21 protein-coding genes are annotated in these 22,912 nt (G+C 60.5%); 1 reads left to right on the top strand and 20 read right to left on the bottom strand.

All coding sequences use genetic code 11. From position 1 onward, the window contains the following. Positions 1-3 precede the first annotated feature (3 nt). From ACS4NR_RS00185 to ACS4NR_RS00155, 7 genes are all read right to left on the bottom strand, one after another. On the bottom strand, positions 4-885 hold the full coding sequence (locus tag ACS4NR_RS00185; RefSeq protein ID WP_115986308.1) for a peptidoglycan DD-metalloendopeptidase family protein: 882 nt from the start codon (positions 883-885) through the stop codon (positions 4-6). 212 nt (positions 886-1,097) lie between these two features. Beyond that, positions 1,098-1,733 (bottom strand): protein-L-isoaspartate(D-aspartate) O-methyltransferase, encoded by a 636-nt coding sequence (locus ACS4NR_RS00180; protein ID WP_169841266.1) that lies wholly within the window; start codon positions 1,731-1,733, stop codon positions 1,098-1,100. A gap of 41 nt (positions 1,734-1,774) precedes the next feature. After that, positions 1,775-2,524 (bottom strand): 5'/3'-nucleotidase SurE, encoded by a 750-nt coding sequence (surE, locus tag ACS4NR_RS00175; RefSeq protein WP_095138371.1) that lies wholly within the window; start codon positions 2,522-2,524, stop codon positions 1,775-1,777. After that, positions 2,512-3,570 (bottom strand): tRNA pseudouridine(13) synthase TruD, encoded by a 1,059-nt coding sequence (gene truD, locus ACS4NR_RS00170; RefSeq protein WP_443534696.1) that lies wholly within the window; start codon positions 3,568-3,570, stop codon positions 2,512-2,514. The genes surE and truD overlap by 13 nt, the downstream gene beginning before the upstream one ends. Continuing rightward, the gene (gene ispF, locus ACS4NR_RS00165; protein WP_095138369.1) at positions 3,567-4,040 is read right to left on the bottom strand and encodes a 2-C-methyl-D-erythritol 2,4-cyclodiphosphate synthase; all 474 of its coding nucleotides are present in this window, start codon (positions 4,038-4,040) and stop codon (positions 3,567-3,569) included. The genes truD and ispF overlap by 4 nt, the downstream gene beginning before the upstream one ends. A gap of 43 nt (positions 4,041-4,083) precedes the next feature. Beyond that, on the bottom strand, positions 4,084-4,929 hold the full coding sequence (gene fghA / locus ACS4NR_RS00160; RefSeq protein ID WP_166496597.1) for an S-formylglutathione hydrolase: 846 nt from the start codon (positions 4,927-4,929) through the stop codon (positions 4,084-4,086). Between the two features lie 65 nt (positions 4,930-4,994). Next, complete coding sequence (locus tag ACS4NR_RS00155; RefSeq protein ID WP_456018817.1) at positions 4,995-6,107, bottom strand: S-(hydroxymethyl)glutathione dehydrogenase/class III alcohol dehydrogenase; 1,113 nt, start codon at positions 6,105-6,107, stop codon at positions 4,995-4,997. 115 nt (positions 6,108-6,222) lie between these two features. Here ACS4NR_RS00155 and ACS4NR_RS00150 point away from each other — a divergent pair, with 115 nt between their 5' ends. After that, positions 6,223-7,119 carry a LysR substrate-binding domain-containing protein gene (locus tag ACS4NR_RS00150; RefSeq protein WP_095138366.1) on the top strand — a complete coding sequence of 299 codons (897 nt, stop codon included), beginning with the start codon at positions 6,223-6,225 and terminating at the stop codon, positions 7,117-7,119. Between the two features lie 144 nt (positions 7,120-7,263). On the opposite strand, the gene ispD is transcribed toward ACS4NR_RS00150, so the two are convergent. From ispD to lpxD, 13 genes are all read right to left on the bottom strand, one after another. Further along, positions 7,264-7,971, bottom strand: coding sequence for a 2-C-methyl-D-erythritol 4-phosphate cytidylyltransferase (gene ispD / locus ACS4NR_RS00145; protein WP_456018815.1), 708 nt, complete (start codon positions 7,969-7,971; stop codon positions 7,264-7,266). Next, on the bottom strand, positions 7,968-8,246 hold the full coding sequence (ftsB, locus tag ACS4NR_RS00140; protein WP_007964293.1) for a cell division protein FtsB: 279 nt from the start codon (positions 8,244-8,246) through the stop codon (positions 7,968-7,970). The genes ispD and ftsB overlap by 4 nt, the downstream gene beginning before the upstream one ends. Positions 8,247-8,417: 171 nt before the next feature. Next, positions 8,418-9,707, bottom strand: a complete 1,290-nt coding sequence (eno, locus tag ACS4NR_RS00135) for a phosphopyruvate hydratase (protein WP_098967472.1) — start codon at positions 9,705-9,707, stop codon at positions 8,418-8,420. Between the two features lie 156 nt (positions 9,708-9,863). Further along, the gene (gene kdsA / locus ACS4NR_RS00130; protein WP_007954807.1) at positions 9,864-10,709 is read right to left on the bottom strand and encodes a 3-deoxy-8-phosphooctulonate synthase; all 846 of its coding nucleotides are present in this window, start codon (positions 10,707-10,709) and stop codon (positions 9,864-9,866) included. A gap of 4 nt (positions 10,710-10,713) precedes the next feature. Next, positions 10,714-12,345 (bottom strand): CTP synthase, encoded by a 1,632-nt coding sequence (locus tag ACS4NR_RS00125; RefSeq protein ID WP_095138363.1) that lies wholly within the window; start codon positions 12,343-12,345, stop codon positions 10,714-10,716. 274 nt (positions 12,346-12,619) lie between these two features. Continuing rightward, positions 12,620-13,936 carry a tRNA lysidine(34) synthetase TilS gene (gene tilS / locus ACS4NR_RS00120; RefSeq protein ID WP_456018814.1) on the bottom strand — a complete coding sequence of 439 codons (1,317 nt, stop codon included), beginning with the start codon at positions 13,934-13,936 and terminating at the stop codon, positions 12,620-12,622. A 145-nt stretch (positions 13,937-14,081) separates the two neighbouring features. Next, positions 14,082-15,029, bottom strand: coding sequence for an acetyl-CoA carboxylase carboxyltransferase subunit alpha (locus ACS4NR_RS00115; RefSeq protein WP_064586192.1), 948 nt, complete (start codon positions 15,027-15,029; stop codon positions 14,082-14,084). Positions 15,030-15,168: 139 nt separating this feature from the next. Then, positions 15,169-18,690, bottom strand: coding sequence for a DNA polymerase III subunit alpha (gene dnaE / locus ACS4NR_RS00110; protein ID WP_253149097.1), 3,522 nt, complete (start codon positions 18,688-18,690; stop codon positions 15,169-15,171). Between the two features lie 76 nt (positions 18,691-18,766). After that, positions 18,767-19,393 (bottom strand): ribonuclease HII, encoded by a 627-nt coding sequence (gene rnhB, locus ACS4NR_RS00105; protein WP_027611036.1) that lies wholly within the window; start codon positions 19,391-19,393, stop codon positions 18,767-18,769. A gap of 8 nt (positions 19,394-19,401) precedes the next feature. Next, complete coding sequence (gene lpxB / locus ACS4NR_RS00100; RefSeq protein WP_456018813.1) at positions 19,402-20,532, bottom strand: lipid-A-disaccharide synthase; 1,131 nt, start codon at positions 20,530-20,532, stop codon at positions 19,402-19,404. Between the two features lie 2 nt (positions 20,533-20,534). Beyond that, entirely contained in the window at positions 20,535-21,311 is a 777-nt protein-coding gene (gene lpxA / locus ACS4NR_RS00095) for an acyl-ACP--UDP-N-acetylglucosamine O-acyltransferase (RefSeq protein ID WP_007964278.1), read from the bottom strand. Further along, entirely contained in the window at positions 21,308-21,748 is a 441-nt protein-coding gene (gene fabZ, locus ACS4NR_RS00090) for a 3-hydroxyacyl-ACP dehydratase FabZ (RefSeq protein ID WP_003222142.1), read from the bottom strand. Before fabZ ends, lpxA begins: the two co-directional genes overlap by 4 nt. 106 nt (positions 21,749-21,854) lie before the next feature. Beyond that, positions 21,855-22,910: a UDP-3-O-(3-hydroxymyristoyl)glucosamine N-acyltransferase gene (lpxD, locus tag ACS4NR_RS00085; protein ID WP_456018812.1), complete on the bottom strand. Its 1,056-nt coding sequence runs from the start codon at positions 22,908-22,910 to the stop codon at positions 21,855-21,857. Positions 22,911-22,912: the final 2 nt, after the last annotated feature.

Below are 22,912 nucleotides of genomic sequence, written 5' to 3'. Positions count from 1 at the left end.
AAATCAACGTCTGGGCAGGAACTGCAGCGGATCTACTGGCTTACCTTGTCGGCGAATCTCAAAATGCAGTTTCACCCGGTCTGTACCCGTTGACCCCATTTCGGCAATTGTCTGTCCGACCTTGACCTGCTGCCCCTCCCGTACCAACAGCCTGCGGTTATGTCCGTAGGCACTGACGTAGGTTTCGCTGTGTTTGATGATGACTAATTCGCCGTAGCCCCTTAAGCCACTCCCGGCGTAAACCACCGTCCCATCAGACGCAGCTAAAACAGGCTGTCCCAAATCTCCGGCGATATCAATTCCTTTATTCAAACTACCGTTTGAAGAGAATTTTCCAATCAGAATGCCATTAGATGGCCATCCCCAGCCGGTCGGGGCCGGGCCCGGTGGAGGCATCGGAGCCGGGGTCGATTTGTTCGCGACGGACGGTGCAGCCCCCGCAGAACCTGCCTTGGAGCCGGTCACCGTGGTGGTCGTGGTGCCATTCGCCTGACGCCGGATTACCGTGGTTTTGCTTGAAGACGATGGTGAGGAACTGCTGTTGCTCACCACTGCCGTCGGCGTTGAACCGGTGCGACCGTCGAAGCGAATTGTCTGACCCGGGTGGATCGTATACGGCGTAGGAATATTGTTCCGGGCCGCGAGGGCTTTGTAGTCCCAGCCGTAGCGAAAAGCGATGGAAAACAGCGTATCACCCGGACGGACTACATACTGCCCGGTCGTGACGGCAGGACGCTGAGCCGCTGCACTGTTGCGATCGACCACCCGCACATTGCCCGATTTGGTGCTGGAGCAACCGACCAGCAAGGTGCTCAATACAAGGCCAGTCACCAGGCGCTGAAAGCTCGTGTTACCCATACGCTGCGCAATGACTGTGAGACTCACCCGCCGCTCCCTTTGTGGTGGCTGAAATATGTGGAATGCCGAATCGCGGCAAGTAGTGTCGCAAGTATAACGGGCTGAACAGGCTTTACCGTTAAAGATGCGAAAACGCGACACGCACACGTTTGCCCGTGGATATTTCGTCGCGTTTAAACCATCGCTGCCGGTGTAAGACACAGGCCAGCGCAAGGAATTCAGCGCCCGCAAACAAATGCTCAGGCCAGCGGGCCATTGAGCAACGGCACGAAGCGCACCGCCCCCAGAACGTGACGGGAAAAGCCGTGTTCTTCGCGCACGATCAGCATCAGTTGCTGCACTTCCCCCGAGCCGACCGGAATCACCATCCGCCCACCCGGTGCCAGTTGATCGAGCAAGGCCTGCGGTACATCGGTCGCGACCGCGGTGACGATGATGCCGTTATATGGCGCCAGCGCCGGCCAGCCTTCCCAGCCATCGCCCCACCGGAACACCACGTTGCGCAGGTTGAGTTCAACCAGGCGCTCCTTGGCCCGATCCTGCAGGACCTTGATGCGCTCGACCGAGAATACCCGCTCAACCAGTTGCGACAGCACGGCGGTCTGATAGCCCGAACCGGTACCGATCTCCAGCACCTTGTCCAGCGGCCCCGCCTCCAGCAGCAGTTCGCTCATGCGCGCCACCATATAAGGCTGGGAGATGGTCTGGTTGTGGCCGATCGGCAGTGCGGTGTCTTCGTACGCGCGATGCGCCAGCGCTTCATCGACAAACAGATGACGCGGCGTACGGCGGATCACTTCCAGCACCTTGGCGTTGGACAGGCCTTCTTCATATAGACGCTGGATCAGACGTTCACGGGTGCGTTGCGACGTCATGCCGATGCCGCTGCGCAGCCTGTCTTCGTGTTCACGAGCCATCAGCGCAGTCCCTCCAGCCAGCCATCGAGACTTCTGAAGGCATCATTGAAGGTGCGGTCGAGCTGCAATGGCGTGATCGACACATAACCCTGCATCACCGCATGAAAGTCGGTGCCCGGGCCGCCGTCTTCGGCGTCGCCGGCAGCGGCAATCCAGTAACCGGCCTTGCCACGCGGGTCGACCACTTTCATCGGCGCTGCCGCGCGGGCGCGATGGCCCAGACGGGTCAGCTGAATGCCGCGAATATGGTCGATCGGCAGATTGGGAATGTTCACGTTCAACACCGTGCGCGGCGGCAGGTCCAGCCCGGCGTGGGCTTCGACCAGTTTGCGCGCGAAATGTGTTGCTGTCGCCAGATTGTCCACTTGCCGCGAACACAGCGAGAAGGCGAACGAAGGGCGCTCGAGAAAGCGCCCTTCGAGGGCAGCCGCCACGGTGCCGGAGTACAGCACGTCATCGCCCAGATTGGCACCAAGGTTGATTCCGGAAACCACCATGTCCGGCTCGCGCTCCAGCAGGCCGTTGAGGCCAAGGTGCACGCAGTCGGTCGGGGTACCGTTGAGGCTGATGAAACCGTTGGCCAGGTATTGCGGGTGCAACGGACGGTCGAGCGTCAGCGAACTGCTGGCGCCGCTTTTGTCCTGCTCCGGGGCGATAACCACGCACTCGGTGTAATCCGCCAGCGCAGCATAAAGCGCGGCGAGACCGGGTGCGGTTACCCCATCGTCGTTAGAAATCAGAATACGCATGGGCTGTCCGTCTGCCCCACCGGCACCAGATCAACGAGTTCGCGCACCAATACGGTGGCGAAGCATCCGGCCGGGAGGACGAATTCCAGTTGCAGAATGTCAGGCTGGGGATAATGCCACGACAACCCGCCAATGGGCAGCCGCAGGATGCGACGTTCGTGGCTCATTCCGGCATTGATCAACCAATCGCGCAGATCCGCCTCACGCTCGGCAATCCCCTGCTCCAGATCATGGACAGCGCCAGCGGCAGGTGAGTCACCTTCGCCCCACTGCGGACCGGTCGGGTGCAGGTCGAGAATCGCCAGGCGCGGATCGCTGCATTCGGCAACACCCGCCGGGAAGAAACTGCGGCTGTCGGTGAACGCCAGCAGATCGCCGACCTGTGCCTGCTGCCAGGTGCCATCGGCCACCCGCGCCGCCAGTACCTGATTGAACAGAAAACTGCGCGCCGTCGATAGCAGCCGCGAGCGCACATTGCGCTGCTCCGGTAGAGCCTTGCGCGCCGCCCAGGCACGCGCATCAACGACGTTGCCGCCGTCATGGCCGAAACGCTGGGCGCCGAAATAATTGGGAATGCCTTGCTTGGCGATCAGTTGCAGACGCTGTTCGACTGCGTCCTTGTCGCCGGCAAACTGAGTCAGGCGCAAGGTGAAGCCGTTGGCCGAATGCGCGCCGCGTTGCAGCTTGCGCTTGTGCCGCGTGGTTTTGAGGATCTTCAGCGTGTCGTTTTCCGCCGCCGACAGATCCGGGTCAGCCTTGCCCGGCAGTTGCACGCTGAACCACTGGCGGGTCAGCGCCTGGCGATCCTTGAGCCCGGCATAACTGACGGTGCGCAACGGCACGCCGGCGGCCTTGGCGATTCGCCGCGCTGCTTCTTCGGTGTTCAGGCCACGTTTTTCGACCCAGATCCACAGGTGCTCACCATCGCCGCTGAACGGGATGTCGAGCACTTCATCGACCTGGAAATCTTCGGCGATGGCTTTCAGAACCGCAGTGCCGAGCGGTTCGCCATAGGCCCGCGGGCCGAGCAATTGCAGTTCGTTCATGCGCGCAGCAACAAGGCAACGGAATGCACGGCGATGCCTTCTTCGCGACCGACAAAGCCGAGCTTTTCGGTGGTGGTAGCTTTCACGTTCACTTGATCCAGTTCAACTTGCAGATCGGCGGCGATCAACGCGCGCATCGATTCGATATGCGGGGCCATCTTCGGCGCCTGAGCGACGATGGTGTTGTCGACGTTGCCGACTTTCCAGCCTTTGCCGTGGATCAGCGCGACCACGTGCCGCAGCAGCGCGCGGCTGTCGGCACCCTTGAATTGCGGGTCGGTATCCGGAAAGTGTTTGCCGATATCCCCCAGCGCGGCCGCGCCGAGCAAGGCATCGCTCAAGGCGTGCAGCAGAACGTCACCGTCGGAGTGAGCGAGCAGCCCGAAGCCGTGTGCAATGCGCACGCCGCCCAGAGTAATGAAATCGCCTTCAGCGAAACGGTGAACATCGTAGCCGTGGCCAATACGCATAAAAAAACGCCCCGATTTTTGTCAGGGCGTGATTCTACCTGCATTAACCGCGCAGGGCTTGTGCGTGATGCTGCAAGTGGTCGTCAATGAAGCTTGAGATGAAGAAATAGCTGTGGTCGTAGCCCGGTTGCAGGCGCAATGTCAGCGGATGACCCGCTTGTTTTGCAGCTTGTTGCAGGGCTTCGGGTTTGAGCTGGGTGGCGAGGAAGTCATCGCGATCACCCTGATCGACCAGCAACGGCAGTTTCTCGTCAGCTTCAGCGATCAGCGCGCAGGCATCCCATTCTTTCCACTTGGAACGGTCTTCGCCCAAATAGCGGGAGAATGCTTTCTGTCCCCACGGGCAATCCATCGGATTGTTGATTGGCGAGAACGCCGACACCGACTGGTAACGCCCCGGGTTGCGCAGCGCGCAGACCAGTGCACCGTGACCGCCCATGGAGTGGCCGCTGATGCTGCGTTTGTCTGACGCAGGGAAATGCGCTTCAACCAGTGAAGGCAATTCCTGCACGACATAGTCATGCATCCGATAGTGGCGCGACCATGGTTCCTGCGTGGCATTCAGGTAGAACCCGGCGCCGAGACCAAAATCCCAGGCGCCATCCGGATCACCCGGCACGTCCGGGCCACGCGGACTGGTGTCCGGTGCGACGATGATCAGGCCGAGTTCGGCCGCCATGCGCATCGCCCCGGCCTTCTGCATGAAGTTCTCGTCGGTGCAGGTCAGACCCGACAGCCAGTACAGCACCGGCAACTTGCCGCCCTGCTCCGCTTGCGGCGGCAGGTACACGGCGAACACCATGTCGCAGCCAAGCACGTCGGAGCGATGGCGATAACGCTTGTGCCAGCCGCCGAAACTTTTCTGACAAGAGATGTTTTCCAGACTCATGTAAAGACTCCTACGCGGTCCCGGCTACCCCCCTTCAAGGTCTGTAGCCGGGGCGTCGCGATTGATCAGAAATGAATGACGGTACGAATGCTCTTGCCTTCGTGCATCAGGTCAAACGCCTTGTTGATATCTTCCAGGCCCATGGTGTGGGTAATGAAAGTATCCAGCGGAATCTCGCCGGTCTGCGCCATGTCGACGTAGCTTGGCAGCTCGGTACGGCCACGCACACCGCCGAACGCGGAGCCACGCCAGACGCGACCGGTCACCAGCTGGAACGGACGGGTCGAAATTTCCTGGCCGGCACCGGCAACACCGATGATTACCGATTCGCCCCAGCCCTTGTGGCAGCACTCCAGCGCAGCGCGCATCAGTTGCACGTTGCCAATGCACTCGAAGGAGAAATCGACGCCGCCATCGGTCATGTCGACGATCACTTCCTGGATCGGACGATCGAAGTCTTTCGGGTTGACGCAATCGGTAGCGCCCAACTGCCTGGCGATTTCGAACTTGGCCGGGTTGATGTCGATGGCGATGATGCGTGCGGCCTTGGCCTTCACTGCACCAATCACGGCTGACAGGCCGATGCCGCCCAGACCGAAGATCGCCACGGTGTCACCTGGCTTGACCTTGGCGGTGTTGAGCACTGCACCGATACCGGTGGTCACGCCGCAACCGAGCAGGCAAACCTTTTCCAGCGGCGCATCCTTGGCGATTTTCGCCACGGAGATTTCCGGCAGTACGGTGTACTCGGAGAAGGTCGAAGTGCCCATGTAGTGGAAAATCGTTTCGCCCTTGTAGGAAAAGCGCGAAGTGCCGTCCGGCATCAGACCTTTGCCCTGAGTAGCACGAATCGCCTGACACAGGTTGGTCTTGCCCGACTTGCAGAATTTGCACTGGCCGCATTCCGGGGTGTACAGCGGAATCACGTGGTCACCGACGGCGACCGAGGTTACGCCCTCGCCAATGGCTTCAACGATCGCCCCACCTTCGTGGCCGAGGATCGACGGGAAGATCCCTTCCGGATCCGCACCAGACAAGGTGTAGGCATCGGTGTGGCAAACCCCGGAAGCCACCACGCGCAGCAACACTTCACCGGCTTTGGGCATGGCGACATCGACTTCTACGATTTCCAGCGGCTTCTTGGCCTCGAAGGCAACGGCGGCGCGCGACTTGATCATGCTGAATCTCCAGTGAATCCATTGAATAAAAAACCAGACCGGCAGTGTAGTTCAGCGCCATCTGATTAATAATCAGGACAAATGCAAAATATTATTGCTGCACAGGGATAATCAGATGTCCGAAAACCGTTGGGAAGGTATCGACGAGTTCGTCGCCGTCGCCGAATGCAGCCAATTCACCGCTGCGGCCGAACGCCTTGGGGTTTCTTCCTCACACATCAGTCGACAAATCGTACGGCTGGAGGATCGATTGCAGACACGCCTGCTCTATCGGAGCACCCGTCGCGTGACCCTGACCGAAGCTGGACAGACCTTTCTGCAGCATTGCCAGCGTCTGCAGGACGGTCGCGAAGAAGCCCTGCGCGCGGTCGGCGACCTGACCAGCGAACCAAAAGGCATGCTGCGCATGACCTGCGCCGTGGCCTATGGCGAACGGTTTATCGTGCCGCTGGTGACGCGGTTCATGGGGCAATACCCGCAACTGCGCGTCGACATCGAGCTGAGCAACCGTCAACTCGATCTGGTGCATGAGGGACTGGATCTGGCGATCCGTCTGGGCCGGCTGCAGGATTCACGACTGGTCGCCACGCGGCTGGCGCCACGGCGCATGTACCTGTGCGCGTCTCCGTCCTACGTGGAACGATATGGCCGCCCACACAGCTTGTCGGAACTGAGTCGGCACAATTGCCTGATCGGCAGTTCGGATCTGTGGCAACTGGAACAGAACGGCCGGGAATTTTCCCAGCGCGTACAGGGAAACTGGCGCTGCAATAGTGGGCAAGCGGTGCTGGATGCGGCGCTGCAAGGGGTCGGCCTGTGTCAGTTGCCGGACTATTACGTGCTCGAACATTTGCACAGTGGCGCGTTGATTTCGCTGCTGGAGGCGCATCAGCCGCCGAATACGGCGGTGTGGGCCTTGTATCCGCAGCAGCGGCATTTGTCGCCGAAGGTGCGCAAGTTGGTGGATTTCTTGAAGGAAGGGTTGGCCGAGCGGCCGGAGTATCGGAGCTGATTGAATGGGTTGTCTGTGCGGACGCCTTCGCGAGCAAGCCCGCTCCCACAGGGGATCCGCAGTGGATGCAGATTGGGTGTCAGGCGCGAATCAAATGTGGGAGCGAGCTTGCTCGCGAAGGCGGCAGAACAGGCAACACAGCACTCAGCGGCGATTGGCCCAACGCTGGCGCAACCACTCCAGATCTTCCGGCCGGGTCACCTTGAGGTTGTCCGCCCGCCCTTCGATCAGGCGCGGTGCCAGACCGGCCCACTCCATCGCCGAGGCTTCATCGGTAATCACCGCGTCTGCCACCAGACTGTCAGCCAACGCCCGATGCAACGCGCCGAGGCGGAACATCTGCGGCGTGTAGGCTTGCCAGATCACGCTGCGATCCACGGTTTCAAGCACACGACCGTGCTTGTCGATCCGCTTCAGGGTATCGCGCGCCGGCACGGCCAGCAGACCGCCGACGGCATCATCCGCCAGTTCAGCCAGCAGTTTGTCGAGATCGTCACGGCTCAGGTTAGGTCGGGCCGCATCGTGTACCAGCACCCAGTCATCGTCATCGGCACCTTGCGCATGCAGATGCAGCAAGGCGTTGAGCACCGACCCGGAACGCTCGGCGCCGCCCTCGACCCGCTGAATCCGCGAGTCGCTGGCGCAGGCCAGGTTTGGCCAATAAGGATCATCAACCGCCAGACTGACCACCAGGCCCTTGAGGCTCGGGTGATCAAGGAAACAGCCGAGGCTGTGTTCGAGAATTGTGCGTCCGCCCAGTTGCAGGTATTGCTTGGGACGGTCCGCGGCCATTCGGGCACCGACGCCCGCGGCAGGAATCACGGCCCAGAAGGCCGGCAGGGAATCGATCATTGCGCGAGCTGGTAAAGGGTTTCACCGTCCTTGACCATGCCCAGCTCATGGCGAGCCCGCTCTTCAACGGTCTCCATGCCTTTTTTCAATTCGCTGACTTCAGCGTCCATCACCCGATTGCGCTCCAGCAGGCCTTCGTTCTCGGCGTGCTGATCAGCAATCTGCTGCTTCAGCTCGGCGACCTGCGCCAGACTGCCATTGCCCACCCACAGGCGGTACTGCAGACCGGCCAGCAGCAAGAGCAAAACGAGAAACAACCAGTAAGGACTGCGCATCGAATATCAGGTATCCAGTGAAAAAAGACAGCCACGCGAAAACTTTGAAACGTCTGATAGCACGAAGCCTGGAAGATCCAGGCTTGTGCATGTAAGGCATCAGATTAGTGGCAAATCCATCGCTGTCACGACTTTTCCGACACAATCCGGTGTCTTTTTACCATTTACAACTCAGCCGCGGAACTCGCTGCGACCGTTGTACTTGGCTTTGCCATTCAACTGCTCTTCGATACGCAGCAGTTGGTTGTACTTGGAAACGCGGTCGGAACGGCACAGCGACCCGGTCTTGATCTGGCCAGCCGAGGTGCCCACAGCCAGGTCGGCAATGGTCGAATCTTCGGTTTCGCCCGAACGGTGCGAGATCACGGCGGTGTAACCGGCAGCCTTGGCCATCTGGATGGCTTCCAGGGTTTCGGTCAGGGTGCCGATCTGGTTGAACTTGATCAGGATCGAGTTGGCGATCTTTTTATCGATGCCTTCTTTCAGGATTTTGGTGTTGGTCACGAACAGGTCGTCGCCCACCAGTTGAGTCTTCTCGCCGATCTTGTCGGTGAGGATCTTCCAGCCAGCCCAGTCGGACTCGTCCAGACCGTCTTCGATCGAGATGATCGGATAACGTTCGGTCAGGCCTTTCAGATAATCGGCGAAACCTTCAGCGGTGAACACCTGGCCTTCGCCGGACAGGTTGTACTTGCCGTCTTCGTAGAATTCGCTGGCCGCGCAGTCCAGCGCCAGGGTCACGTCGGTGCCCAACTTGTAACCGGCGTTAGCCACGGCTTCGGAGATCACTTTCAGCGCGTCTTCGTTGGACGCCAGGTTCGGTGCGAAACCGCCTTCGTCGCCAACGGCGGTGCTCAGGCCACGGGCCTTCAGCACAGCTTTGAGGTGATGGAAAATCTCGGTGCCCATGCGCAGACCTTCCGAGAACGTCTTGGCGCCAACCGGCTGCACCATGAATTCCTGGATGTCGACATTGTTATCGGCGTGCTCGCCACCGTTGATGATATTCATCATCGGAACCGGCATCGAGTACACACCTGGGGTGCCGTTCAGGTTGGCGATGTGTGCGTACAGTGGCAGATCCTGGTCCTGTGCAGCCGCCTTGGCCGCAGCCAGGGAAACGGCGAGGATGGCATTGGCGCCCAGGGTTGCCTTGTTTTCGGTACCGTCGAGCTTGATCATCGCGTGGTCGAGGGCTTTCTGGTCGCTTGGGTCAGTGCCCAGCAGCAGATCGCGGATCGGACCGTTGATATTTTTTACTGCCTGGAGCACGCCCTTGCCCAGGTAACGGCTCTTGTCGCCATCACGCAGCTCGAGCGCTTCACGCGAGCCAGTGGATGCACCGGACGGCGCGCAAGCGCTGCCGATGATGCCGTTGTCGAGAAGCACGTCCGCTTCCACGGTGGGATTGCCACGGGAGTCGAGAACTTCACGACCTTTGATGTCGACGATTTTTGCCATTGTTGTAAACACTCCAAAGTTGACGAAAACGACGCAGCTAGAGGAAATCTTTTTACCGTCGGCAAGTGGTGTGCAGCGGGCAGCTTGCAGACGACAACGCACATGCCCGAGGGCATGTGCGACAAATCGTGCGGTACTTTACCGGAGAAATGAGCTTTACGCGGTTTCTACCGTCGGAAAACTCTTCACCAGTTCGTCCAAAGCTTTGAGCTGGGCCAGGAATGGCTCCAGTTTGTCCAGACGCAAGGCGCAAGGGCCGTCGCATTTGGCGTTGTCCGGATCCGGGTGCGCTTCGAGGAACAGACCGGCCAGCGACTGGCTCATGCCTGCCTTGGCCAGATCGGTGACCTGTGCACGGCGCCCGCCGGCGGAGTCGGAACGACCGCCAGGCATTTGCAGCGAGTGGGTCACGTCGAAGAATACCGGGTACTCGAACTGCTTCATGATGCCGAAGCCGAGCATATCGACCACGAGGTTGTTATAGCCGAAGCTCGAACCACGCTCGCAGAGGATCAATTGATCGTTACCCGCTTCCACGCACTTGTTCAGGATGTGTTTCATTTCCTGAGGCGCGAGGAACTGGGCTTTCTTGATGTTGATCACAGCGTTGGTCTTGGCCATCGCGACGACCAGATCGGTCTGGCGCGACAGGAAGGCCGGCAGCTGGATGATGTCGCAGACTTCAGCGACGACCGCGGCCTGGTCAGGCTCGTGGACGTCGGTGATGATCGGCACGCCGAAGGCCTGTTTGATGTCCTGGAAGATGCGCATGCCCTCTTCCAGGCCAGGGCCGCGATACGAAGTCACAGAAGACCGGTTGGCCTTGTCGAAGCTGGCCTTGAACACGTAAGGGATGCCGAGTTTCTCGGTGACCTTCACGTACTCCTCGCAAACCTGCATGGCCATGTCACGGCTTTCCAGCACGTTCATGCCGCCGAACAGCACCATGGGTTTGTCGTTGGCGATTTCGATGTCGCCGACGCGGATGATCTTCTGTGCCATCGGGTTACGCCTTCTTCTGGTGTTGAGCCAACGCAGCTTTCACGAAACCGCTGAACAGCGGGTGACCGTCACGTGGCGTCGAGGTGAACTCCGGGTGGAACTGGCAAGCGACGAACCATGGATGATCCGGCGCTTCCACCACTTCTACCAGCGCGGCGTCAGCGGAGCGACCGGAGATCTTCAGGCCGGCCTCGATGATTTGTGGCAGCAGGTTGTTGTTCACTTCGTAACGGTGACGGTGACGCTCAACGATCACGTCCTTGCCGTAGCAATCGTGCACCTTGGAGCCGGCTTCGAGCAGGCACTCCTGAGCGCCGAGGCGCATGGTGCCGCCCAGATCGGACGCTTCGGTACGCACTTCAACGGCGCCGGTGGCGTCTTCCCACTCGGTGATCAGACCCACGACCGGATGGCCGCTGGCACGATCGAACTCGGTGGAGTTGGCGTCTTTCCAGCCCAGCACGTTACGGGCGAACTCGATGACCGCCACTTGCATGCCCAGGCAAATGCCCAGGTATGGAACCTTGTTTTCACGAGCGTACTGGACGGCAGTGATCTTGCCTTCCACGCCGCGCAGACCGAAGCCGCCCGGGACGAGGATCGCGTCGACACCTTCGAGCAGTGCAGTGCCCTGGTTCTCGATGTCTTCGGAATCGATGTAGCGCAGGTTGACCTTGGTACGGTTGCTGATGCCGGCGTGGCTCATCGCTTCGATCAGCGATTTGTAAGCGTCCAGCAGCTCCATGTACTTGCCGACCATCGCGATGGTGACTTCGTGTTCCGGGTTCAGCTTGGCGTCAACCACTGCGTCCCACTCGGACAGGTCAGCGCTGCCGCATTGCAGGCCAAAACGCTCGACAACGAAATCATCCAGCCCTTGGGAATGCAGGATGCCCGGGATCTTGTAGATGGTGTCGGCATCTTCCAGCGCGATCACCGCACGTTCTTCAACGTTGGTGAATTGCGCAATCTTGCGACGCGACGAAACGTCGATCGGGTGATCGGAGCGGCACACCAGTACATCTGGCTGCAGACCAATCGAACGCAGTTCTTTTACCGAGTGCTGGGTTGGCTTGGTCTTGGTTTCGCCGGCAGTGGCGATGTACGGCACCAGGGTCAGGTGCATCAGCATCGCGCGCTTGGCGCCGACTTCAAAACGCAGCTGGCGGATGGCCTCGAGGAACGGTTGCGACTCGATGTCACCCACGGTGCCACCGATTTCGACCATGGCCACGTCAGCGTCACCGGCACCCTTGATGATGCGACGCTTGATTTCGTCGGTGATGTGCGGGATCACCTGGATGGTTGCACCCAGGTAGTCACCACGGCGCTCTTTGCGCAGCACGTGCTCGTAGACACGGCCAGTGGTGAAGTTGTTGTTCTGGGTCATGGTCGTGCGGATGAACCGCTCGTAGTGGCCCAGGTCCAGGTCGGTCTCGGCGCCGTCGTGGGTGACGAACACTTCACCGTGCTGGAACGGGCTCATGGTGCCCGGGTCGACGTTGATGTACGGATCCAGCTTAAGCATGGTGACCTTAAGCCCCCGCGCCTCCAGGATGGCCGCCAATGAAGCCGAGGCAATGCCTTTCCCCAATGAAGAAACAACACCGCCCGTGACGAATATGTAGCGCGTCATGAAAAACCCTAGAAGTCTGCGTTAAAGCGGTACGAGCCGCCGGGGAAAGCGAAGGAAGGCCGAAGCCCCCGATCACCTGCATTAATCACAGTGCACCTTTCAAAAAAACCGCCGCGTTGGGACAGACCGGCAGATGAAACACCGGTACGTTGCTCGCTACACATTTTTTGGAATCGCCCAGCAAAGACTGCTTGGTAATCGGCAACTCCTGCAATTCAGGCGAATCCACAGAAGTTGTATCAAGAAGGGAGCGTAGTCTACCGGAATGCCCCTTTCATCTCAAACCTTGATCTTCGTCTGTTGGCTGCCAATGCAATTTCCAGCCGTCCGTCCCATGCCCGTCAAGGCCCGGCAGGTTCGCCACCGCGAGCAATTCTGCGCCGCGAAACAGCAGCGGCAATCTGCCACGGACAAAGGCCGGCACTGCGCGCTCATTGAGCAGGCGCTTGAGATCGCGATGGCCGCGCTCCGCCAGATGCATCACTTCGCCGCCCTGCCGATAGCCAATGCGCAGTGGCCCGATGGGAGTCTGCCCGCTGAACATGACACGCCCGTTATTCGCCAAGCTTAGCGGCGTCGACGGCTCATGCCAGTCAACGCTGACCGCTGGCGCCCGCAGCCAGTCGCCGCTCAACCACCATACCCGGCCGGCGCTGCGATGCAGTTCACCGTCGGCCAGACGCCAGATCGGCGAAGCATCGTTGGCAGCGCCGCACAGGTTGTCCCAACCCGACCAATGGTCAGTGTCGGGCAGCCGGGTCAGCGGTTCGAGCCAGTGGCTGAGTGCATTGCGCTGACGAGCGGCGGACAGACTCGTCAGCGGCGCCAGCTCCAGCGACGGCAGGCCCAGCCATGAAAACTCGCTGGGCGTGGCGGCTTGCGCGAGATCGAGCTGCGCCAGCTCATCGAGCAAGCCTTGCGCTTCACGCAGGTGCGCCGCGCTGCGGGCCATGCTCGCCTGCGCCTGCGGCCAGCGCGCGGTGAGCAACGGCAGCACCTGATGGCGTAGATAGTTGCGTGAGAACTGTCGATCCTGGTTCGACGGGTCTTCGATCCAGCTCAACTGATGGGCGCGGGCGTAAGCTTCAAGCTCGGCGCGCGTGACGTCGAGCAATGGCCGTAGCAGCGTGCCCTGCCCCAGCGGTCGCTGCGCCGGCATCGCCGAAAGTCCGCGCACGCCGGCACCGCGCATCAGGCGAAACAGCAGGGTTTCGGCCTGGTCGTCACGGTGTTGCCCGGTCAGCAGCACGTCATTCGCCTCGGTCAGCGAGGTGAACGCCGCATAACGCGCCTCCCGCGCCGCCCGCTCCAGACTGGCGCCGGGCTGCACCGCCACCCGTATCACTTGCAGCGCGACGCCCAGTGCGTCGCAGACCGACTGACAATGCGCCGGCCACGCATCAGCCGCAGCCTGGAGGCCATGGTGGACATGGATGGCGCTGAGCGTCGGCAGGGAATGGTCTTTGGCGAGATGGGCAAGCAGATGCAGGAGGACGGTGGAGTCCAGGCCACCGGAGAAAGCCACGCGCCAGGTCCTGGCATTGCGCCAGACTGCAAGGTTCAGCAGAAGCCGGGACGGCAGATCACTCACGGACTGACCCCTATCTAACTGTTTGCCCAAATCAAATGTGGGAGCGGGCTTGCTCGCGAAGGCGTTTCAACAATCAACACATCTGTCGACTGTTATACCGCTTTCGCGAGAAAGCCCGCTCCCACATTGGGTATTGCGAGATCTGTCAGAGACCGTAGCTCATCAGACGATCGTAACGACGCTTGAGCAGCGCTTCATTGTCGAACTTCTTCAGCATCGCCAGTTGCGAGCTCAGTTCGGCACGGATCGACGCAGCGGCAGCAGCCGGATCACGGTGGGCGCCGCCCAGAGGCTCGCCGATCACCTTGTCAACGATACCCAGACCTTTCAGGCGCTCGGCGGTGATGCCCATCGCCTCTGCAGCGTCCGGTGCTTTTTCGGCGGTTTTCCACAGAATCGAAGCGCAACCTTCCGGCGAGATCACCGCGTAGGTCGAATATTGCAGCATGTTCAGTTGATCGCAGACGCCGATGGCCAGTGCACCACCGGAACCACCCTCACCGATTACGGTGGCGATGATCGGGGTCTTCAGACGCGACATCACGCGCAGGTTCCAGGCAATCGCTTCGCTCTGGTTGCGCTCTTCAGCGTCAATGCCCGGGTAAGCACCCGGGGTGTCGATGAAGGTCAGGATCGGCATCTTGAAACGCTCGGCCATCTCCATCAGACGGCAGGCCTTGCGGTAGCCTTCCGGACGCGGCATGCCGAAGTTGCGGCGTACCTTCTCACGCACTTCACGGCCCTTCTGGTGGCCGATGATCATCACCGGCTGGTCTTCCAGACGTGCCACGCCGCCCACAATGGCCGCGTCGTCAGAGAAGTGACGGTCACCGTGCAGTTCGTCGAACTCGGTGAAGATGTGCTCGATGTAGTCGAGGGTGTACGGGCGTTTCGGGTGACGCGCCAGGCGTGCGATCTGCCAGCTGGTCAGCTTGCCGAAGATGTCTTCGGTCAGCGTGCGGCTCTTGTCCTGCAGGCGGGAGATCTCATCGCCGATATTCAGCGAATTGTCATTACCGACCAAGCGCAACTCTTCGATCTTGGCTTGCAGGTCGGCGATCGGCTGTTCGAAATCTAGAAAATTCGGGTTCATAGGCGTCCGTCTTGGGTCGTGTCCCAAGTGAGCTTGGGCCGGCCGGTTGTCTATTCGCGCCCTACCTTAAGGGAGAGGCGCGCTGAGGTCGAGATTAAAAATTCAGGTTGCGGGCAAGCGCAATGATGGCACTTGCCGGTCAACGGTATTGGAGGAAGACGTTGTCTCGCCCGAACTGGTCACGCAGGGCTTGAATCAAGGCATCCGCCGGATCTATTCGCCAGGTCTCGCCGAACTGCAGCAAGGTCTTCGCATCAGGGCTGGTGTACTCCATGGTGATCGGGCACGCCCCGCGGTGACGCTTGAGCAGTTCACCCAACCAGCGTAGCTGATCGCCTTTCAAATCCTGAGTGTGCAGCTTCAGGCGCAGGCTCTCGGCCAGATTGGTGCGCGCATCCTCCATGCTCATCACCCGCTTGACCCGCAAGCGCAGGCCGCCGGAGAAATCATCGTTGCTGACTTCGCCTTCAACCACCACCATCGCGTCGGTCTGCAGCAGTGACTGCGCGGAGTGGAACGCATCGGCAAACAGCGACGCCTCGATCCGCCCCGAGCGGTCGTCGAGGGTGATGAAGCCCATCTTGTCGCCCTTCTTGTTCTTCATCACCCGCAGGGCAATGATCATCCCTGCGACCGTCTGGGTATCCCGAGCCGGTTTGAGATCGATGATGCGCTGCCGGGCGAAACGGCGAATCTCGCCTTCATACTCGTCGATCGGGTGACCGGTCAGGTACAGACCCAAGGTGTCTTTCTCACCCTTGAGGCGCTCCTTGAGGGTCAGCTCCTTGGCCTTGCGATGCGTCGCGTAAACGTCGGCATCTTCTTCGACGAACAGCCCGCCAAACAGGTCGGCGTGGCCGCTGTCGTGGGTGCGCGCGGTCTGTTCGGCGGCCTTGATCGCCTCTTCCATCGCCGCCAGCAGTACCGCGCGGTTGCGGTCGATATTGGCCTGATAAGCCTTTTGCTCGTCATGGAAGTACGGACCGAGGCGATCCAGCGCGCCGCTGCGGATCAGACCATCCAGCGTGCGCTTGTTGATGCGCTTGAGGTCGACCCGGGCGCAGAAGTCGAACAGATCCTTGAACGGGCCGTCCTGACGCGCCTCGGTAATCGCTTCCACCGGGCCTTCGCCGACACCCTTGATCGCGCCGAGACCGTACACGATGCGGCCGTCGTCGTTCACCGTAAACTTGAACTCCGAGGTGTTCACGTCCGGCGCGTCGAGGCGCAGCTTCATGGTGCGCACTTCCTCGATCAAGGTCACGACCTTGTCGGTGTTGTGCATATCCGCCGAGAGTACCGCGGCCATGAACGGTGCCGGGTAGTGAGCTTTCAGCCAGGCGGTCTGGTACGACACCAGGCCATAGGCGGCGGAGTGGGATTTGTTGAAGCCGTAACCGGCGAATTTTTCCACCAGGTCAAAGATGTTACCGGCGAGGTCGGCGTCGATGTTGTTGGTCGCGCAACCTTCAATGAAACCGCCGCGCTGCTTGGCCATTTCCTCGGGTTTCTTTTTACCCATGGCTCGCCGCAGCATGTCCGCACCACCAAGGGTGTAACCGGCCATGACCTGGGCGATCTGCATCACCTGTTCCTGATACAGGATGATGCCGTACGTCGGCGCCAGAACCGGCTTGAGGCCTTCGTACTGGTAGTCCGAGTGCGGGTACGCCAGTTCGGCGCGACCGTGCTTACGGTTGATGAAGTCGTCCACCATGCCGGACTGCAGCGGGCCGGGACGGAACAGCGCCACCAGTGCGATCAAGTCTTCCAGGCAGTCGGGCTTGAGCTTTTTGATCAGCTCTTTCATGCCGCGCGATTCAAGCTGGAACACTGCCGTGGTTTCGGCCTTCTGCAGCAGGCTGTAGGTCGGTTTGTCATCGAGCGGGATAAACGCGATGTCCAGCGGCTCTTCACCGACCTTGGCGCGGTCACGGTTGATGGTTTTCAGCGCCCAGTCGATGATCGTCAGGGTTCGCAGGCCGAGGAAGTCGAACTTCACCAGACCGGCGGCCTCCACGTCGTCCTTGTCGAACTGGGTTACCAGACCGTCACCGGCCTCGTCGCAATAGATCGGCGAGAAGTCAGTCAGCTTGGTCGGGGCGATTACCACACCACCGGCGTGCTTGCCGACGTTACGCACCACGCCCTCAAGCTTGCGCGCCATCTCCCAGATTTCCGCCGCTTCTTCATCGACCTTGATGAAGTCACGCAGGATCTCTTCCTGCTCGTAGGCTTTTTCCAGGGTCATGCCGACTTCGAACGGAATCATCTTCGACAGACGATCCGCCAGGCCATAGGACTTGCCTTGTACCCGCGCCACGTCGCGTACCACAGCCTTGGCGGCCATGGAACCGAAAGTGATGATCTGGCTCACCGCGTTGCGACCGTATTTCTCGGCCACGTAGTCGATCACCCGGTCGCGACCATCCATGCAGAAGTCGACGTCGAAGTCGGGCATCGAGACCCGTTCCGGGTTAAGGAAACGTTCGAACAGCAGGTCGTATTCCAGCGGATCAAGGTCAGTGATCTTCTGAACGTAAGCCACCAGCGAGCCGGCACCCGACCCCCGGCCAGGACCTACCGGCACGCCGTTATTCTTGGCCCACTGGATAAAGTCCATCACGATCAGGAAGTAACCGGGGAAGCCCATCTGGATGATGATATCCAGCTCGAAATTCAAGCGGTCGACGTAGACCTGACGCTTGGCTTCGTAGTCTTCGGTGGTGTCCTTGGGCAGCAGCACCGCGAGGCGTTCTTCGAGACCTTCGAAGGACACTTTGCGGAAGTATTCGTCGATGGTCATGCCATCGGGGATCGGGAAGTTGGGCAGGAAGTGCGTGCCCAGCTTGACTTCAATGTTGCAGCGCTTGGCGATCTCGACGGTGTTTTCGATCGCGTCGGGAATGTCGCTGAACAGCTCGGCCATTTCCTCGGCGCTTTTGAGGTACTGCTGATCGCTGTAATTCTTCGAGCGCCGCGGATCGTCGAGGGCGCGGCCCTCACCGATGCACACGCGGGTTTCGTGGGCAGCGAAGTCTTCCTGCTTGATGAAGCGCACATCGTTGGTCGCGACCAGCGGCGCGCCGAGCTTGTCGGCCAGGGCCACGGCACCGTGCAGTTGTTCTTCATCGTTAGGGCGATTGGTACGCTGGATCTCCAGATAGAAACGATCCGGGAACACCGCCATCCATTCACGCGCCAACGTTTCGGCTTCGGCCGGGTTGCCACTGATCATGGCCATGCCGATCTCGCCTTCTTTGGCGGCGGACAGCATGATCAGGCCTTCGTTGGCCTCGGCAACCCATTCACGCTCGATGATGATCATGCCGTTGCGCTGACCCTCGATGAAGCCGCGCGAGATCAACTCGGTGAGGTTGCGATAGCCCTTGGCATTCATCACCAACAGGCTGATCCGGCTCAATGGCCCGTCCGGATCCTTGTTCGACAGCCACAGGTCGGCGCCGCAGATCGGCTTGATGCCGGCGCCCATGGCGTTTTTATAGAATTTGACCAGGGAACACATGTTGTTCTGATCGGTGACCGCCACGGCCGGCATGTTCATGCCGGTCAGCGCCTTGACCAGTGGCTTGATCCGCACCAGCCCGTCGACCAGGGAGTATTCAGTGTGCAGGCGTAGATGAACGAATGAAGCCGGCATAGTGATCCTGTCCAGTTACATAGAGACAACAAGGCCCGGATTGTACCGGGCCTCGAACAAAACATCAGCCTTGCGCCTAAACCTGCGTCAGGCCTTCAAGCGCCTCGTAAGCCTGACGCACCGGGGCAAATGAGCGCCGGTGAATCGGCGTCGGTCCCAGCCGCACCAACGCTTCCAGATGAACGGGCGTCGGGTAGCCTTTATGACCGCCGATGCCGTACCCCGGGTAGATCAGTTCGAACGCCGCCATTTCACGGTCGCGGCTGACCTTGGCCAGAATCGACGCGGCCGCGATGGCCGGTACCTTGCCGTCACCTTGCACCACCGCTTCGGCGCGCATCGGCAGTTTCGGGCAGCGGTTGCCGTCGATCATCGCCAGTTTCGGCTGAATATGCAGCCCGGCCACCGCGCGCTGCATGGCGAGCATGGTCGCGTGCAGGATATTCAGCTCGTCGATTTCCTCGACTTCAGCGCGAGCGATGCACCAGCTCAGGGATTTCTCGATGATCTCGTCGTAGAGCTTCTCGCGCTTGGCTTCGGTGAGTTTCTTCGAGTCGTTGAGGCCGAGGATCGGCCGGTTCGGATCGAGGATCACCGCCGCCGTCACCACCGCGCCGCACAACGGGCCACGACCGACTTCGTCGACACCGGCCACCAGCTCTTCGACTTCGGCGACCAGGGTGAAATCCAGGCCCATCTGCATCGTCTTGCTCATTGTTTCTGACCGATCAGGTTGAGGACGGCATCCGCCGCCTGATTGGAAGCATCCAGGCGCAAGGTGCGGTGGATCTCGTCGAAGCCACGGGTCTGCTCTTCGCCGCCTTCGATCAGCGGCGACAAGGTCTGGGCCAAGGCCTCGACCGTCGCATCATCCTGCAACAATTCTGGCACCAGCAGACGCTGAGCCAACAGGTTGGGCAAGGACACGTACGGGCTCTTGACCATGCGTTTGAGAATCCAGAAGGTCAGCGGCGCCAAGCGATACGCGACGACCATTGGCCGCTTGTACAGCAACGCTTCAAGCGTCGCCGTGCCGGAGGCGATCAGCACCGCGTTACACGCCGCCAGGGCCAGATGCGATTTGCCGTCGAGCAGGGTTACCGGCAAGTCGCGGCCAACCAGCAACTCTTCAAGCTGAGCGCGACGCTCGGCATTGGCGCACGGAATTACAAAGCGCAGCCCCGGGTGCATGGCCCGTAGACGTTCGGCCGTATCAAGGAACAGCGCACCGAGACGGCCGACTTCGCCACCGCGACTGCCGGGCATCAACGCCACCAGCGGCCCGTCGGGCAAGCCGAGTTCGGCACGCGCTGCGGCGCGATCGGCCTGCAGCGGAATGGTATCGGCCAGCGTATGACCGACAAACCGCACCGGCACGCCCTTCTCTTCGTAGAACTTCGCTTCGAACGGCAACAGGGTGAGCATCAGGTCGCAGCCTTCGCGAATCTTCAGCACACGCTTCTGGCGCCAAGCCCACACCGACGGGCTGACGTAGTGCACGGTCTTGATCCCGGCCTGACGCAGTTTGAGTTCGATGTTGAGGTTGAAATCGGGAGCGTCGATGCCGATGAACACATCCGGCTTCTCGGCAATCAACGTGGCGATCAGGTCCTTGCGGCGCTTGAGCAACTCGCGCAGCCGCCCGAGGACTTCCACCAGCCCCATGACCGACAGACGTTCCATGGGGAAATAAGATGTCAGGCCTTCGGCCTGCATCAACGGGCCACCAACGCCGATGAACTCGACTGCCGGATGTTGTGCCTTGAGCGCGCGCATGAGACCGGCGCCCAAAATGTCACCGGAAGCTTCGCCCGCCACCAGCGCAATACGCAGATTAGCCATGATCAGCGGGTGATGCCGCGAGTCGACGACTGGATCGAGTCACGGAACAGCGCGACTTCCGGGAACTGCGCAGCAGGCTCGGCCAGTTCGGCCAGCGCCTGTTCCACGGTCAGGCCCTGGCGGTACACGGTTTTATAGGCGCGGCGCAGCGCGTGAATCGCGTCTTCGCTGAAGCCACGGCGACGCATGCCTTCGAAGTTCATGCTGCGCGCTTCGGCCGGGTTGCCGAATACGGTAACGAACGCCGGAACGTCCTTGCCGATGGCGGTGCCCATGCCGGAAAAGCTGTGGGCGCCAATGTGGCAATACTGGTGCACCAGGGTGAACCCGGACAGGATCGCCCAATCGTCAACGTGCACATGCCCGGCCAACGCGGTGTTGTTGACCAGAATGCAGTGGTTGCCAATGACGCTGTCATGCCCGATGTGGGCGTAGGCCATGATCAGGTTGTGATCGCCCAGCGTGGTTTCCGAACGATCCTGCACGGTGCCACGGTGGATTGTCACGCCTTCGCGAATGACGTTGTGATCACCGATCACCAGACGGGTTTCCTCACCCTTGTACTTGAGGTCAGGGGTGTCCTCACCTACCGAGGAAAACTGGTAGATGCGGTTGTGCTTGCCAATGCGGGTCGGGCCTTTGAGGACCACGTGCGGCCCGATCACGGTACCCTCGCCGATTTCCACACCTGCGCCGACGATCGACCACGGGCCGACCTCGACGCCGTCAGCCAGAACGGCCGACGGATCGATGATTGCGCGAGGGTCAATCAAACTCATAGCTTGCGTTCCGCACAGATGATTTCAGCCGAGCAGACCGGCTTGCCGTCGACCGAAGCCTGGCATTCGAACTTCCAGATCTGGCGCTTGCAGCTGATGAACTTGGCTTCAAGAATCAGTTGGTCACCCGGCAGAACCGGCTGACGGAAACGCAGCTTGTCGGAACCGACGAAGTAGTAAAGGGTGCCGTCGGCCGGTTTCACGTCGAGCATTTTGAAACCGAGGATCCCGGCAGCCTGGGCCATCGCTTCGATGATCAGTACACCCGGCATGATCGGGTGCGCCGGGAAGTGGCCGTTGAAGAATGGCTCATTGATGCTGACATTCTTGTAGGCGCGAATGCGCTTGCCTTCAGTGTCCAGTTCCACCACCCGGTCCACCAGCAGGAACGGGTAACGGTGAGGCAGGTATTCGCGAATCTCGTTGATGTCCATCATTTCGGGGGGAAGCCTATGTAAAGATTGGGAGCGCGACTGACGCGCACTCCTCTAGCAAATCAAGGAGGCAGTCTAGAGGCTGTGCACACTTGATATGGAAATGGTATCAGCCATCAGATGAAGCATTGCTGCCGGGGGTCACTTCCCCGACGCGCTTTTCCAGCTGCTTCAAACGTCGCGCGAGGTCATCGAGCTGACGGATGCGGGCCGCGCTTTTGCGCCATTCGGCCGCCGGTTGCATGGCTGTGCCGGAAGAATAGGCACCCGGCTCGGTAATCGAGTGGGTCACCATGGTCATCCCGGTCAGGAAAACGTTGTCGCAAATATCGATGTGCCCCACCAGGCCGACACCACCGGCGAGCATGCAGTGCTTGCCGATCTTGGTGCTGCCGGAGATACCGACACAGGCCGCCATGGCGGTGTGATCACCGACCTGGACGTTGTGTGCGATCTGGATCTGGTTGTCGAGTTTCACGCCGTTGCCGATCACGGTATCTGCCAGCGCGCCACGGTCGATAGCGGTGTTCACGCCGATCTCGACATCGTCGCCGATGGTCACGCCGCCGATCTGGGCGATCTTCTGCCAGATACCTTTCTCGTTGGCGAAACCGAAGCCTTCACCACCGAGCACGGCACCGGACTGGATCACTACACGCTTGCCGATGCGCACGTCGTGATACAGCGTCACCCGCGGAGCGAGCCAGCCGCCCTCGCCGATTTCACTGCGGGCACCGATGACGCAATGGGCGCCCAGGGTAACCTGCGCACCGATGCGCACACCGGCCTCGATCACCACGAACGGGCCAATGCTGGCGCTTGGATCAACCACCGCGTCTGGCGCAATCACCGCTGTGGGATGAACACCCGCTGCGGCTTTTGGCTTGGGATCGAACAGGTGCGAGATGCGGGCGTATGCCAGATAAGGATCCGGCACCACCAATGCGTTGCCGGCAAAACCCTCGGCATCGGCTTCCTTGAGCAATAGCGCAGCCGCCTGGGAACTTGCCAGGTATTTACGATATTGAGGATTTGCCAGAAAGCTCAACTGAGCTGGGCCAGCCTCCTGCAAGGTGGCTAGCCCAGTAATTTGCTTCTCGGGGTCGCCACGCAGGGTGGCGCCGAGGAACTCGGCCAACTGGCCGAGCTTGATAGTCACGGTCATGG

It is taken from the genome of Pseudomonas sp. JQ36 (genome assembly GCF_053851495.1).
This window is presented reverse-complemented; position numbering and strand designations above follow the sequence as displayed.

Coding starts and splice junctions, on each gene's coding strand:
- ACS4NR_RS00180 (WP_169841266.1), bottom strand. CDS start 1,733: ATGACGTCGCAACGCACCCGTGAACGTCTGATCCAGCGTCTATATGAA.
- surE (WP_095138371.1), bottom strand. CDS start 2,524: ATGCGTATTCTGATTTCTAACGACGATGGGGTAACCGCACCCGGTCTC.
- truD (WP_443534696.1), bottom strand. CDS start 3,570: ATGAACGAACTGCAATTGCTCGGCCCGCGGGCCTATGGCGAACCGCTC.
- ispF (WP_095138369.1), bottom strand. CDS start 4,040: ATGCGTATTGGCCACGGCTACGATGTTCACCGTTTCGCTGAAGGCGAT.
- fghA (WP_166496597.1), bottom strand. CDS start 4,929: ATGAGTCTGGAAAACATCTCTTGTCAGAAAAGTTTCGGCGGCTGGCAC.
- ACS4NR_RS00155 (WP_456018817.1), bottom strand. CDS start 6,107: ATGATCAAGTCGCGCGCCGCCGTTGCCTTCGAGGCCAAGAAGCCGCTG.
- ACS4NR_RS00150 (WP_095138366.1), top strand. CDS start 6,223: ATGTCCGAAAACCGTTGGGAAGGTATCGACGAGTTCGTCGCCGTCGCC.
- ispD (WP_456018815.1), bottom strand. CDS start 7,971: ATGATCGATTCCCTGCCGGCCTTCTGGGCCGTGATTCCTGCCGCGGGC.
- ftsB (WP_007964293.1), bottom strand. CDS start 8,246: ATGCGCAGTCCTTACTGGTTGTTTCTCGTTTTGCTCTTGCTGCTGGCC.
- eno (WP_098967472.1), bottom strand. CDS start 9,707: ATGGCAAAAATCGTCGACATCAAAGGTCGTGAAGTTCTCGACTCCCGT.
- kdsA (WP_007954807.1), bottom strand. CDS start 10,709: ATGGCACAGAAGATCATCCGCGTCGGCGACATCGAAATCGCCAACGAC.
- ACS4NR_RS00125 (WP_095138363.1), bottom strand. CDS start 12,345: ATGACGCGCTACATATTCGTCACGGGCGGTGTTGTTTCTTCATTGGGG.
- ACS4NR_RS00115 (WP_064586192.1), bottom strand. CDS start 15,029: ATGAACCCGAATTTTCTAGATTTCGAACAGCCGATCGCCGACCTGCAA.
- dnaE (WP_253149097.1), bottom strand. CDS start 18,690: ATGCCGGCTTCATTCGTTCATCTACGCCTGCACACTGAATACTCCCTG.
- rnhB (WP_027611036.1), bottom strand. CDS start 19,393: ATGCAGATGGGCCTGGATTTCACCCTGGTCGCCGAAGTCGAAGAGCTG.
- lpxB (WP_456018813.1), bottom strand. CDS start 20,532: ATGGCTAATCTGCGTATTGCGCTGGTGGCGGGCGAAGCTTCCGGTGAC.
- lpxA (WP_007964278.1), bottom strand. CDS start 21,311: ATGAGTTTGATTGACCCTCGCGCAATCATCGATCCGTCGGCCGTTCTG.
- fabZ (WP_003222142.1), bottom strand. CDS start 21,748: ATGATGGACATCAACGAGATTCGCGAATACCTGCCTCACCGTTACCCG.
- lpxD (WP_456018812.1), bottom strand. CDS start 22,910: ATGACCGTGACTATCAAGCTCGGCCAGTTGGCCGAGTTCCTCGGCGCC.